The sequence below is a fragment of the Allobosea sp. P1_B10 genome (genome assembly GCF_056406735.1).
In genome coordinates this window covers 449,479-462,527 of sequence record NZ_JBFTZP010000002.1, presented here as the reverse complement: position 1 = coordinate 462,527, position 13,049 = coordinate 449,479, and the positions used below count along the sequence as shown (strand labels likewise).

13 protein-coding genes are annotated in these 13,049 nt (G+C 66.0%); 6 read left to right on the top strand and 7 right to left on the bottom strand.

Going from position 1 to position 13,049, the window contains the following annotated elements; all coding sequences use genetic code 11:
• Positions 1-26: 26 nt before the first annotated feature.
• Positions 27-689: a class I SAM-dependent methyltransferase gene (locus tag AC1D2L_RS06935; protein WP_476845096.1), complete on the bottom strand. Its 663-nt coding sequence runs from the start codon at positions 687-689 to the stop codon at positions 27-29.
• Between the two features lie 2 nt (positions 690-691).
• The gene (locus AC1D2L_RS06930) at positions 692-1,942 is read right to left on the bottom strand and encodes a BtaA family protein (RefSeq protein WP_476845095.1); all 1,251 of its coding nucleotides are present in this window, start codon (positions 1,940-1,942) and stop codon (positions 692-694) included.
• A 251-nt stretch (positions 1,943-2,193) separates the two neighbouring features.
• Between AC1D2L_RS06930 and msrB the strand changes: the two genes are divergently transcribed.
• Positions 2,194-2,622, top strand: coding sequence for a peptide-methionine (R)-S-oxide reductase MsrB (msrB, locus tag AC1D2L_RS06925; protein ID WP_476845228.1), 429 nt, complete (start codon positions 2,194-2,196; stop codon positions 2,620-2,622).
• Between the two features lie 98 nt (positions 2,623-2,720).
• On the opposite strand, the gene AC1D2L_RS06920 is transcribed toward msrB, so the two are convergent.
• Positions 2,721-3,065: a VHL beta domain-containing protein gene (locus tag AC1D2L_RS06920; RefSeq protein WP_476845094.1), complete on the bottom strand. Its 345-nt coding sequence runs from the start codon at positions 3,063-3,065 to the stop codon at positions 2,721-2,723.
• Positions 3,066-3,217: 152 nt separating this feature from the next.
• On the bottom strand, positions 3,218-4,870 hold the full coding sequence (locus AC1D2L_RS06915; RefSeq protein WP_476845093.1) for an acyl-CoA dehydrogenase family protein: 1,653 nt from the start codon (positions 4,868-4,870) through the stop codon (positions 3,218-3,220).
• Positions 4,871-5,085: 215 nt separating this feature from the next.
• Here AC1D2L_RS06915 and AC1D2L_RS06910 point away from each other — a divergent pair, with 215 nt between their 5' ends.
• The gene (locus AC1D2L_RS06910; RefSeq protein WP_476845092.1) at positions 5,086-7,437 is read left to right on the top strand and encodes an ATP-dependent helicase; all 2,352 of its coding nucleotides are present in this window, start codon (positions 5,086-5,088) and stop codon (positions 7,435-7,437) included.
• Positions 7,438-7,597: 160 nt separating this feature from the next.
• Entirely contained in the window at positions 7,598-8,020 is a 423-nt protein-coding gene (locus AC1D2L_RS06905; RefSeq protein WP_476845091.1) for a GNAT family N-acetyltransferase, read from the top strand.
• Between the two features lie 18 nt (positions 8,021-8,038).
• Here AC1D2L_RS06905 and AC1D2L_RS06900 read toward each other — a convergent pair whose 3' ends face one another.
• Positions 8,039-8,428, bottom strand: coding sequence for a winged helix-turn-helix transcriptional regulator (locus AC1D2L_RS06900; protein ID WP_476845227.1), 390 nt, complete (start codon positions 8,426-8,428; stop codon positions 8,039-8,041).
• Positions 8,429-8,561: 133 nt separating this feature from the next.
• Between AC1D2L_RS06900 and AC1D2L_RS06895 the strand changes: the two genes are divergently transcribed.
• Both AC1D2L_RS06895 and AC1D2L_RS06890 read left to right on the top strand, forming a co-directional pair.
• A complete protein-coding gene (locus AC1D2L_RS06895) occupies positions 8,562-9,317 on the top strand; it encodes an SDR family oxidoreductase (RefSeq protein ID WP_476845090.1) in 756 nt (251 codons plus the stop codon).
• Between the two features lie 136 nt (positions 9,318-9,453).
• Positions 9,454-10,401, top strand: coding sequence for a 50S ribosomal protein L11 methyltransferase (locus AC1D2L_RS06890; protein WP_476845089.1), 948 nt, complete (start codon positions 9,454-9,456; stop codon positions 10,399-10,401).
• 31 nt (positions 10,402-10,432) lie between these two features.
• Here the strand turns inward: AC1D2L_RS06890 and AC1D2L_RS06885 are convergent, their stop codons facing one another.
• Positions 10,433-10,561 carry a hypothetical protein gene (locus AC1D2L_RS06885; protein WP_476845088.1) on the bottom strand — a complete coding sequence of 43 codons (129 nt, stop codon included), beginning with the start codon at positions 10,559-10,561 and terminating at the stop codon, positions 10,433-10,435.
• A 70-nt stretch (positions 10,562-10,631) separates the two neighbouring features.
• Complete coding sequence (locus AC1D2L_RS06880) at positions 10,632-10,877, bottom strand: hypothetical protein (protein WP_476845087.1); 246 nt, start codon at positions 10,875-10,877, stop codon at positions 10,632-10,634.
• A 299-nt stretch (positions 10,878-11,176) separates the two neighbouring features.
• On the opposite strand from AC1D2L_RS06880, the gene AC1D2L_RS06875 reads away from it, so the two are divergent.
• On the top strand, positions 11,177-13,021 hold the full coding sequence (locus AC1D2L_RS06875; protein ID WP_476845086.1) for an aminopeptidase P family protein: 1,845 nt from the start codon (positions 11,177-11,179) through the stop codon (positions 13,019-13,021).
• Positions 13,022-13,049: the final 28 nt, after the last annotated feature.

The window sequence follows — 13,049 nt, the reverse complement described above, 5'->3', positions numbered from 1 at the left end:
CCGCTGGCGCGTCCCGCAAGCCATGCTCACGGCATCGGCCGCTCGACCACCGCTCTGACCGCATAGCCACGGAACATCGGGCCGGCAGCGCCCCGGAACCCCCTCGCCTCGGCCAGCGCCGCGATGACCGCCGGCATGTCCCGGCGCGGTGTCACCTGGAACAGTGCCAGCCAGCGACTGAGCGCTGCGCCGACCGGCGCAGGCAGCCCGGCCTGATCGCCGAAATCGACAATATGCAGCGAGCCGCCCGGATTGAGCATCGCCAACGCATGCGCAACCACTGCCTGCCAGGGCGGGATCATCGAGAGCGCATAGGAGATCACGATCCGGTCGAATCCTTCGATCCCGAACAGCGTCTCGGGATCGAAGTTCGTGGCATCGGCCTGCGCCAGCCAGATGCGATTGCCGAGCCGCGCCCGCGTCACCGCCGTGTCCGCAGTCGCGAGCATGGCCGAGGACACGTCGAGGCCATGGCAGCGCAGCCCCGGATAACGTCTCGCGATCGCGATCAGGTTGCGGCCGGTGCCGCAGCCGATTTCGAGGACCGTCCCTTGCGGAGGGGGAGCGAGCCCGGCGATCAAGCGATCCCTCCCCAGCAGGTAGAACTTCCGGCTGGCGTCATAGACATGCCGCTGATGCCGGTACATCGCGTCCATCAGCCCAGCAGCGTCCCCGAGCGCGCGCGCCATGGTCAAGACGCCGGCCCGGACAGGACATAGAGGTGGAAGGCGCCGTAGATCGACGAGCGGTCCTGCTCGCCAAGCCTGCGGCTCGCCGCCTCCCGATAGTCCCAGCGATCGAGGATCCCCGCCGGGACGCGCCCCGGCAGCAGGCGCTCGTCGGCTGCGGTCCGGAAGATCACCCGTGCTCCCGGCCGGGCCGTTCGCGTGATCTGCGCCCAGAGGCCGGTCAGTTCGGTATCGTTCATCCAGTCCTGGGCATCGAGGAGGACATAGGCATCGCAACTCTCGGCCGGCTGGTTCTCGAGATAGGCGGTAATCGCACTCTGGTGATAGCCGACACGCGATCCACCCGCCTTGACGACCGCGAAATGCTCGCGCTGCAGATAGGGGGGCACTGCGGCATCCGGGCCAGGCGCATAGCTGCGGCCAAAAGCCTGTCGAGCGAAATAGTTCGTCTTGAGGTCGAAGCCGCAGGCCAGCCGCTCGAGCCTGTGGCGCAGGACGCCGCGAATGCCGGCGTCGCCCTCGGCAGCCAGCGCTTTGTACTGGGCTGGAGGAATGCCGAGCCCATAGAGCGAGGCCGGCTGGCGGATCAGCCAGCGCACGAAAGGCTTGTCGAAGACCGGCGCGAGATGGCGCTCGAACAGGGCGCGTTGCTCGTCCATGTCGCGGGCCTGGAGCATCACGCGGGGGTCGCAGCCGAGCATGCGTCCGAGCAGGTGGCACGCGCCGATGAAGCGGCCGAGCAGTCCAAAGCGATAGAAATTCCGCGCGAACATGCTGATGCGTCGGCGCCCATCGAGGCCGCGCCCCTCCCAATAGGCGCGCGACACCGGGTCTAGATGGGGTGCGATGCCGCGGTCGTAGAGCGCAATGTTGGCGGGCGCGCGAGCCTGCCCGAACAGACTCAGGAAATCGTCGTGGCAGTCGAGATTGGCCAGCGCCGCAAGCTTCAACCGGCCGAGCGCGATATGGGCGCCGTTCAGGTCGACCGCGCTGATCCTCGCGGGCTGCGCTGTGAGATAGGACAGGATGTTGCACGAGCCCGAGGCGATCGCGACGACATGATCGTCGTGCCGCAGGGCGAGCGCCTCCATGTCGACGACTGGATCCTCCCAGATCTGCGGATAGACCAGCCCGGAAAAGGCGAGCGTGAAGAGCCGTTCCGACAGCCCCGCCTTCGACAACGCCTTGCTGCGATGCACCGCCGTCGTCAGCCCCGATGCCGTCTCACGCCGAACCGCCCGCGCTGTCTGCATCGTTTCCGCCTCTTGGTCGGCTCACTGCGATGGCGATCCGACTAGAGAAGCAGCGTGACGGTGGGGTGACGCCTGCGCGCCCCGGCAGTTGCAGGCGCAAGCGCGCGGTCAACAGGAACGTGAAACCGATTGCGGCGGTTCGGGGCTGAAATCCGCGCGACGATCGCCATATTGCGCTTCGAACACGAAGCTGCTGAACGTAGCGGCCGGGCCATTGGCCCGCGGCAGAGAAGGAGACGGATATGGGCCTGATGAGCATGTTCGGGACAGAGAAGAGCCAGGACGAGACCTTCCCGGTGCAGTTCTCGGAGGCCGAGTGGCGCGCCAAGCTCACGCCCGAGCAGTATCATGTGTTGCGCGAGCATGGCACCGAGCGCGCCGGTTCCTGCGCCCTGAACTACGAAAAGCGCGCCGGCACCTTCACCTGCGCCGGTTGCGGCAATCCGTTGTTCACCGCCGGCAAGAAGTTCGAGAGCGGCACGGGCTGGCCGAGCTTCGACCAGCCGCTCGAAGGCGCGGTCGGCGTCACGGAGGACCGCAAATTCGGCATGGTCCGCACGGAAGTGCACTGCGCCCGCTGCGGCGGCCATCTCGGCCACGTCTTCCCCGACGGCCCGCCGCCCACTGGCCTGCGCTACTGCATGAACGGCGTCGCAATGGATTTTGCGCCGGCGGCGTAAGGTCTATTGCCGATCGCGTTCGAGCCGGAACGCGCCTTGATCGGCCTTCTCGCAAAATCAGGGCTTCGCGGGTGCGCTCCCGCGAAGCCCCTTTTGGTTCAGTCGACGTTCTTGATCGTCGCGACCGTGGCGCCGGGCAGCGGCCTGAACAGCAGGATGCACTGACCGCTCGTATCGGTGACGACCCATGGGTGCGTCATGAACGTGTCCTGGCTATAGCTGCGGCCGGGGGCCACATCGCTGTAGTGCTCGCGCTTGCCCTCATAGTTCAGCCAGTAAATCTTGACGCGGCTCTTGCTGTCGTTCTTGAACTGAACCTTGGCAGCCTGGTTGCTATCCGCTGACTTGATCGAGCGCTCGCTCGTGCAGTCTTCGGCAGCCAGCGCGGCGGTCGAAATCGTCAGGCCGACAAAAGCGACGCAGATATTTTTAAGCATGGACATTGGAATGATGATCCGGCGGGCCGGCCAGCGGAATGCTGCCGTCCGGTCGTCATGACGGCCAAAACGAACTTACGCAACGTCAAACAACATCCCGAAGGCGCTGTTCGCGTTGCCATTTTCAGTCTTGCAGGTTTAGAGCGTCACCACTTGGCTCAGCCCGACACCGGCACCGCCCGTCGCGCCAGCGCGGCCGCATCGACGCTGTGTGGGAGGTCGCCAAAGTGACCAGACCAACGCCCCTCGAGCCGCGACGCGATGAAGGCGTCGGCGACCTTGTGCGACGAGTAGCGCAACAGCAGCGAGGCCTGCAGCATCACGGCCAGCCGCTCCGTCAGCCGCCGGGCCTGGCCCTCATGGCCGATCAGCCCTGGCAATCCCCCAGTCAGCGCCGCCAGTTGAGCATCGTAGCGCCGGTCCGCGCCCTTCACTTGGCGCAACTCGTCTAGCAGGGCTGCCAGCGACCCCGGCTCGCGCTCGAGCGAGCGCAGCACGTCGAGGCAGATGACATTGCCCGAGCCTTCCCAGACGGAGTTCAGCGGCGCCTCGCGATAATGCCGCGCCATCGGGTTCTCCTCGATGAAGCCGTTGCCGCCATGGCATTCCAGCGCCTCGACGACGACGGCCGGCGTGCGCTTGGCCACCCAGTATTTGGCGATCGGCGCCCCGATCCGCGCAAGCAATCGCTCGCTCTCGGATCCCTCCTGGCGGTCAACCGCCGCAAACAGCCGAAAAGCCAGCCACGCGGCTGCCTCGGCCTCAATGGCGAGGTCTGCCAGCACGTTCTGCATGATCGGCTGGTCGATCAGCGCGCGCTGGAACGCCCTGCGATGCGTTGCGTGATGAGCCGCCAGCGCAACAGCCTGCCGCATAAGCCCGGCGGACGCCGCCGCGATATCGAGCCGGGTGTTGTGATTCATCGCCAGCCCCGTGCGCAGGCCCCGGCCGGGTTCGCCGAGCAGATGACCGATCGCCCCGCGGAACTCGACCTCCGAGGACGCATTGGAGCGGTTGCCACACTTGTCCTTCAGGCGCTGGATCGCGACGCCGTTGCGCGTACCGTCAGGCAGCCAGCCGGCCACGACGAAGCAGGAACCCCCCTCCTCGGTGCGTGCCAGCGTCAGGAAGACGTCGGACTGCGGCACGGAGAAGAACCACTTCTGGCCATGCAGCGAAAACGTCCCGTCGCCGTTGTCGTGCGCGACTGTTTGGGTCTGGCGCAGGTCGGAGCCGCCTTGGGTCTCCGTCATCGCCATGCCAACGGTGGCGCCGGACTTCCCGCCCGCCGAGCCCTGGCTCGGATCATAGGCCGCAGATGAAATGAGCCCGCCCCATTCCGCCCAACGCGCCGGATCCTGCTTCAGGATCGGGATTGCCGAATAGGTCATGCTGATCGGACAGCAGATACCGCTCTCGGCTCCATACCAGAGATATTGCAGCCCCGCGCGCGCCACTTGCGCGCCCGGGCCGGGCCGGTTCCAGCACAAGGCATGGGTCTCCTGGCCGATCGCCAGCCCCATCAGCTCATGCCAGGCGGGATGGAAGGCGACCTGGTCGATCCTGTTGCCAAAGCGATCATGCGTGCGCAGTTCCGGCGTGTACCGGTTGGCCTGCCGGGCCAGTTCCTGCACATGGGCCGAGCCGACGACGCGCCCGGCCTCATGGAGGCGCTCGCTGGCCCAGTCTCCGCCGAAGGCCGCAATTGCAGCAGGCAGCACCGGATCTGTGGCAAAGGCGTCGTAATCCGCCAGCGGCGGGACCTGGTTGGTGGCGTCCCAGGCGGGATGAGCCCTGCTATCGCCTGCCATGCGCGCTCCTCCACCTTGGCCGACCATTCTATCGTCATGGTCGGGCTTGTCCCGAGCATCCGCGTCTTCTTCGATCGAGGACAGTGTTCAAGACGTAGGTGCTCGGGACAAGCCCGAGCATGACGGTGCTCAAATTGCTCGCTCGCGAAGGGCGCAATCCTGCCGCCACATCCCTATATTGACGCAAGAACGAATCACGATCGAATGGCCGCCTCTTGTCCGAGCACAACCTCACCTCCGCCCCCCTGCCCCGCCCCGGCGGCCTCGCCGCGCGCGCGGCAGCGCAGCCGACGGCCGGCTATCTCTCGGGGCTGAACCCGGAGCAGCGACAGGCGGTCGAGGCGACGGATGGCCCCGTGCTGGTGCTCGCCGGCGCGGGTACCGGCAAGACCCGCGTGCTGACCACGCGCATCGCCCATCTGATTGCGACCGGGCGCGCCTTTCCCTCGCAGATCCTCTCCGTCACCTTCACCAACAAGGCGGCGCGCGAGATGAAGGAGCGCGTCGCCAAGCTCGTCGGCCCCGTGGCCGAAGGCATGCCATGGCTGGGCACCTTCCACTCGATCTCGGCAAAGCTGCTGCGTCGCCACGCCGAACTGCTCGACCTGCGCTCAGACTTCACCATCCTCGATACCGACGACCAGCTGCGCCTGATGAAGCAGGTGATCCAGGCCGAGGGGATCGACGAGAAGCGCTGGCCGGCGCGGATGCTGTCGGGCTTCATCGATTCCTGGAAGAACCGCGGCCTTGCGCCCAAGGACGTCTCGCCGGGCGAGGCCGCCGTCTTCGCCAACGGCAAGGGCGGCAAGCTCTACGCAGCCTACCAGGACCGGATGAAGACATTGAACGCCGTCGATTTCGGCGATCTTCTGCTGCACTGCCTGACGCTGTTCCGCGAACATCCCGACGTGCTCACGACCTATCACGAGCGGTTCAAATACATCCTGGTCGACGAGTACCAGGACACCAACACGGCGCAATACCTCTGGCTGAGGCTGCTGGCCCAAGGCCGGCGCAACATCGCCTGCGTCGGCGACGACGACCAGTCGATCTATGGCTGGCGCGGCGCGGAGGTCGACAACATCCTGCGCTTCGAGCAGGATTTTCCTGGCGCGGTCGTGGTGCGACTGGAGCGCAACTATCGCTCGACCGGCCATATCCTCGCCACCGCCGCAAAACTGATCGCCCGCAATGAGGGCCGCCTCGGCAAGACCCTGCGCACCGAGGACGAGGCCGGCGAAAAGGTCACGATCACCGGCGCCTGGGACAGCCAGGAAGAGGCCCGGCTGATCACCGACGAGATCGAGGCGATGCAGTCCAAGGGTGCAAACCTCGCCGAGGTCGCGATCCTGGTGCGCGTCTCCGCACAGATGCGCGAACTGGAAGAGCGCTTCGTCCAGACCGGCATCCCCTATCGCGTCATCGGCGGGCCCCGTTTCTACGAGCGCGCCGAAATCCGCGACGCCATGGCCTACCTCCGCTGCGTCGTCAGCCAGACCGACGATCTCGCCTTCGAGCGCATCGTCAATCAGCCCAAGCGCGGCCTTGGCGACGCGACCATCCAGATCCTGCACAACCACGCCCGCGCCACGGGTGTCTCGCTGCTGCAATCGGCCCGGATGATCGTCGAAAGCGACGAGCTCAAGCCGAAGGCCCGCAGCAGCCTGCGCGAACTCGTCAACGCCTTTGGCCGCTGGAGCGGTCGCGCCGAGCACATGCAGCAGGGCGAACTCGCCGAACTCGTGCTGGAGGAGAGCGGCTACACCGAGATGTGGCAGAAGGACCGGTCGGCCGATGCCGCCGGGCGCCTGGAAAACCTCAAGGAACTCGTGCGCTCGCTCGATGAGTTCCCGGACCTTCCCGCCTTCCTCGAGCACGTCTCGCTGGTGATGGACGCCGACACGGCTGAAGGCGCCGAGCGCGTCTCGATCATGACACTGCACGGTGCAAAGGGGCTGGAATTCGACACCGTCTTCCTGCCCGGCTGGGAGGAAGGCCTGTTCCCCAACCAACGCGCGCTCGACGAGAGCGGCCGCGCCGGGCTGGAAGAGGAGCGCCGCCTCGCCCATGTCGGCCTGACGCGAGCCCGCAAGAGGCTGAAGCTCTATTTCGCCTCGAACCGGCGCATCCACGGCCTCTGGCAGTCGAGCCTGCCGAGCCGCTTTATCGACGAGTTGCCCGAGGAGCATGTCGAGGTCGTCCAGGCCGCCTCGAACTACAGCCAGGTCGGCTACGGCGCCTCGCGCTTCGACCGCATGGAGAGCTTTGGCTCGAGCTACAACACGCCCGGTTGGCAGCGCGCGCAGGAGAACAAGGCCAAGGGCGGCTCCGGCTTCAACGAAAGCGGTGGCTTCGGCGGCAATCGCCAGCGCGGGCCGATGCTGATCGAGGGCGAACTCACCGCCAAATCGAGCGCATCGTCGGCCTATGATACCGGCGCACGCGTCTTCCACGTCAAGTTTGGCAACGGCTCGGTTGCATCAGTAGACGGCAACAAGCTGACGGTGGATTTCGACAAGGCCGGGCGGAAGATGGTCCTGGACAGCTTTGTGCAGAAGGCGGGGTAGAAGCTCCCCCCGCCGCCCTGACTTCAAGTCCGCCCGCAAACTCCACCCCTCCCCGCGAGCAGCGCCGCTGCGCGCCGTCGCGGAACCGACTATGCAGGCGGCGATCGCTCCGGGCCGGCTTCGTGTGAATGCCGGCGGCGGGGCCTGCCGGACTTGCGACATGCCCGATATCGATCTCATCCTCGGCAACACTGCCGACCCCGCTTTGCAGTCGACCGTCTCGGAAGGCCTGCGTGACTACAATCGCGAGGTCTGCGGCGTCAGCGACCACATGCCCCTGACGATCGGGATCAAGGACCCCGAAAGCGGCGAGTTGCTGGGCGGCCTGATCGGCCGCACCTCGCTCGGGCTCCTCTTTATCGACCTGTTCTATCTGCCGAAGTCGCAGCGCGGCACCGGGCTGGGAAGCCGGATGCTCGTCATGGCAGAGGACGAAGGCCGCAGGCGCGGTTGCAGCAAGGGCGTGCTTTACACGATAAGTTTCCAGGCCCCGGAATTCTACAAGCGCCACGGCTGGATTGCCTTCGGCGAAATCGCGGCCAATCCCGGCGCGACTCGCATCTATCTCACGAAAGATCTCTGATCGCGTCGCGCGCCTGGATCACTTGGCCTCGCGCCGCTTGAATGCGGCGCGCGCCGCCTCGACCTGCGGGTGGTACGTCTCGGCCCAGACCCAGACGCCGCAGAAGGCCGCGGTCAGCTCTCCGCCCAGCTCCGTCAGCGTGTAGTCGACATGGGGCGGGATGACCGGATGCACCCTGCGCTCGACGAGCCCATCGCATTCCATCTGGCGCAATGTCTTGGTCAGCATCTTCTGGCTGATGCCCGGCACGAGCCGGGCGATCTGTGTGAAGCGCAGCGTTCCGTGCTCCTCCAGCTCCTCGAGCACGAGCATTGTCCATTTGTCGGCCACCTGCGCGATCACGTCGCGCACCAGCGCCTCGACAGCCGGCTCGACCTCCGGGTGCTGCAGGCCGCCCTCGCTCTGCATTCTGGCGACGGCTTCGCGAATCACTCCCAAGTCACACTCTCCTTTTGGTGCGTATAGAACTTTCAGGTGCCTTCTTTCGGAAGGAGAGCATCCGCCCTAATTTTGTCTGGCGCAACCACGAAAGGGCTTTGCGATGAACATCGCAGGTAACACCATCCTCATCACCGGCGGCGGCTCAGGCATTGGCCGCGCCCTTGCCGAAGCATTCCATGGCCGTGGCAATCAGGTCATCATCGCCGGGCGGCGCGAGCAGGTCCTGGACCAGGTCACCGCCGCCAACCCCGGCATGCAGTCGCTGCTTCTCGACATCCAGGACAAGGCCGACATCGTCGCATTTGCGCGCACGGCCATCGAGCGCTTCCCCGCGTTGAACGTCGTCATCAACAATGCCGGCATCATGAAGGACGAGGACGTCACGGAGACGGAGGCGCATCTCGCCGTCGCCGAGGAAACCGTGGTCACTAACCTGCTGGGGCCCATCCGGCTGACGGCGGCTCTCCTGCCCCATCTGCTGAAGCAGCCGCGCGCTACACTGATGACCGTCAGTTCCGGGCTCGCCTTCGTGCCACTCGGCGTGACGCCGACCTACAGCGCCACCAAAGCTGCGATTCACTCCTACTCGATGGCGCTGCGCCACCAACTGGCCGGCAGCTCTACGCAGGTCATCGAACTCGCGCCCCCCTATGTGCAGACCGAACTGCGCGGGCCCGAGCAGGCGATCGACCCCGCCGCGCAGCCACTGGCCGAGTTCATCGCCGAGGTGATGACCATCCTCGAGACCCAGCCGGATGCCGAGGAGGTCATCGTCGAGCGCTGCAAGCCGCTGCGCTTTGCAGCAGAAAGAGGCGATTTCGCTGGCGTCTTCAAAATGGTGAATGACGCCTTCTGAGCGGCCCATCCATCATTGCGAGCGTGAGCGATGCAATCAGGAAACCGTAGAGCTCTACGATACTGGATTGCTTCGCTGCGCTCGCAATGACGCTGTTGGCAATGACAAGCGGCGCGCGGACTGCTATCGCGCTGCAATGCGTGAAGGTCTTCTCCCCGCGACGGTCGCGACCGTCCTTGAACTCTCCACCAGCGGCGACAAGGCGCGTGCGCTGACCGAGCTCCTGGGCGAGGTCTTCGATCCCACGGAAACCGCGATCTCGTCTTTCGAGATCGAGACCGGTGTCACCACGCTGTCGCTCAACGCACCGTGGAAGGTCGAGATCTATTTCTCCTACCATCCCGACGAGGAGGCGGTGCGCGACATGCTGCGCCCGATCGTCGGTGACGCCGTCGACAGCACGAAGTTCACCACGGTGAACCAGCAGGACTGGGTCGCAACCAGCCTCGACGGGCTGAAGCCCGTGCGCGCCGGCCGCGTGCTCGTCCATGGCTCGCATGATCGCGATGTCGTTGGGATCAACGACATCGGTATCGAGATCCCCGCAGCACTCGCCTTTGGGACCGGTCATCACGGCACCACTGCGGGTTGCCTGCTCGCACTGGACGCCGAGTTGAAGCAGCGCCGCCCGCGCCACGCCATCGATGTCGGCACCGGCACGGGCATTCTGGCTCTGGCACTGGCCAAGCAGATCAAGACCAAGGTCGTCGCCGGCGACATCGACCGGATCGCTGTCGAAGTCGCGGCGGATAATGCGCGCGTCAACCACGCGCCCAATCGCCTGGATCTCTATGTCGCGCCGGGCCTGCGCCATGCCAAGGCCAACCGGCCCAAGCATTTCGACCTGATCTTCGCCAACATTCTGGCGTGGCCGTTGAAGCGGCTGGCACCGTCGATCGCACGCGTGCTGGCACCGGGCGGAACTGTGATCCTGTCGGGGCTGCTGGCAATGGACGTCGCCGGAGTCGTCTCGACCTACCGGCATCAGGGCGTTTATCTCGCCCGCCAGTCGCAGCGCGAGGGTTGGGCGACGCTGGTCATGAAAAAAGGCGGCGCGGCCCCTAGACCACGCCGCCTTCGATAGGCCAGCCGAACCCGGGGGTGCGGCGCTTTCGTCAGAAGCCGATATGGCCGTACTTGGCTTCGGCCTCATGCTGCATGGCACGGGCATCGTGCCAGACGGCGGAGGCGAACTTGGCGGCATCTACGACCCAGTCATAGGCGTGCTTGATGATGGCGATCATGATGGTTGTCCGTGGGTTGGGCGCCAGGCGCGAGGCCGGCGCGACTTGAACGAGAGCAGGCGCTAGGAACTCAGCGGTTGAACGGCAGTTCGGCGTCGGTCTTCAGCGTGGTTTGCGGCAGGCCGCCCAGCACGATCCCGGCTTCGCCGATCAGATAGTAGCGAGCACGCAATTCACGCTCGACAGAGCGGCGGCGGCTTTCGATCATCGCGGCGTAGAGCCTTTGCCAGAACCCAGGGCCGCTCGCGGCAGGAGCGACTGCCTTGGCACCGGCCCGTACCGGCAGGACGTCGGCATTGTTCAGCACATAAGTCATAGGGTCTCTCCTAAAAAACGAAGGACAGTCCCGGTCGCTTCCTCGTTCTCTTATGTCCTTAAGGTGGGCTCTCTTCGCACTTGCGAAAAGAGGACTTCGCAGATGCGAGATATGCATTCAATGCATGCCCCGCGTCGATTTCCGTTAACGATTGCGCTGTTCGCATAGCAATGAGGCAGCTCGCCCAAAACGCAGGCGCAGCACCGCCTTCAGAAAATGCAGCCTAAAAAAGCGCTTTTCGCTGGCCTTGGAATCGCGAAGGCGCGACCATGGCGCGATTTCCCTGTTCCGGACCCGCCATGACCGACTCGACCGCCGTCTCCCATCCCGCCTGCCGGTTCCAGGGCTTCTCCGAACCCAGCAATCCGATGCAGGTCGCGCCGCGGGTCGATGCGCTGCGCAAGGCGCTGGCGGCACAGGGCCTTGCCGGCTTCATCGTGCCCCGCGCCGATGAGCACCAGGGCGAGTATGTGCCCGCGCACATGGCGCGCCTGGCCTGGCTGACGGGCTTTACGGGTTCGGCCGGCAATGCCGTCATCCTGGCCGACAAGGCCGCGCTGATCGTCGACGGGCGCTACACGCTGCAATCGCAGGAGCAGACCGACCCGGCCATCATCACGCCGACGAAGATGGAGGAAATGCCGCTGGAGCGCTGGATCGAGGCGAACCTCCCGGCGAGCGGCCAGCTCGGCTATGACCCCTGGCTCCATACGGTCGACGGCGTCGCCAGGCTGGAGAAGGCGGCAGTCGCCGCCGGCGGCACGCTCGTTCCCTGTACGCCCAATCCCATCGACGCGCTCTGGAGTGACCGCCCTGCCCCGCCGACCGCGGCTGTGAAGGCCCATCAGGCGGCCTTCGCCGGCGAGACCACGGCCGAGAAGCTCGCGCGCATCCAGGAGGCCCTTGCCAAGGCGAAGATCGATGCGCTCGTCGTCTCGGATCCGCATGCGCTGGCCTGGACCTTCAACATCCGCGGCGGCGATGTCGAGCACACGCCGCTGCCTCTCGGCTACGCCATCGTGCCGCGCGAGGGGCGGCCCACCGTTTTCCTCGCGCCCGAGAAGGTCACCAACGAGGCCGGCGACGCCATCGGCGCCGTCGGCGAGATCGCGCCGCCCTCCGCCCTGCAGGGTCAGCTTCAGGCGCTCGGCGCTGCAAAGGCCAAGGTCCGGCTCGACGCGACCACTGCCGCCTCTGCACTGGCAACGCTCATTCGCGATGCCGGCGGTACGCCCGAGGCTGGAACCGATCCGATCGCGCTGATGAAGGCGCGCAAGAACGCAGCCGAACTCGACGGGACGCGCCAGGCCCATCTGCGCGACGGCGCCGCGATGGTGCGTTTCCTGACCTGGCTGGCGCGCGAGGCGCCGAAGGGCGGCCTGACCGAAATCGATGCGGTTGCCGCGCTCGAAGCCGAGCGGATGAAGACCGGGCTGCTCAAGGATGTCTCCTTCACCACGATCGCCGGTGCCGGCCCCAACGCCGCCCTGCCGCATTACCGCGTCACGGATGCCAGCAATCGCCCGATCGAGCCCGGCATCTTCCTGGTCGATTCCGGCGGCCAGTATGAGGACGGCACCACCGACATCACCCGCACCATGGCGGTCGGCGAGCCCAGCGCCGAGATGCGCGACCGCTATACCCGCGTGCTCAAGGGCCATCTCGCGATCTCGCGCGCGCTTTTCGTGAAGGGCACGTCGGGCGCGCAGCTCGACGCCTTGGCGCGGCTGCCGCTCTGGCAGGCAGGGCTCGACTTCGACCATGGCACCGGCCATGGCGTCGGCAGCTACCTCTCGGTGCATGAGGGGCCGCAGCGCTTGTCCAAGCTCGGCACCACGCCGCTGGAGCCGGGCATGATCCTGTCCAACGAGCCCGGTTACTACAAGCAGGGCGAATACGGCATCCGCATCGAGAACCTGGTCGTGGTCGAGGAGCGGAAGATCCCCGGCGGCGACCGGACGATCTACGGCTTCGAGACAATCACCTGGTGCCCCTATGAGCGGGCGCTGATCGACAGGAACCTGCTCGACAATGGCGAGATCGCCTGGATCGACGCCTATCATGCGCGGGTCTGGGAGAAGCTCTCGCCGCTGGTCGAGGACGAGGCAAAGGCCTGGCTGGAGCAGGCCTGCCTGCCGCTGTAGGTCACGCCTCCCCGTCATGGTCTGGCTT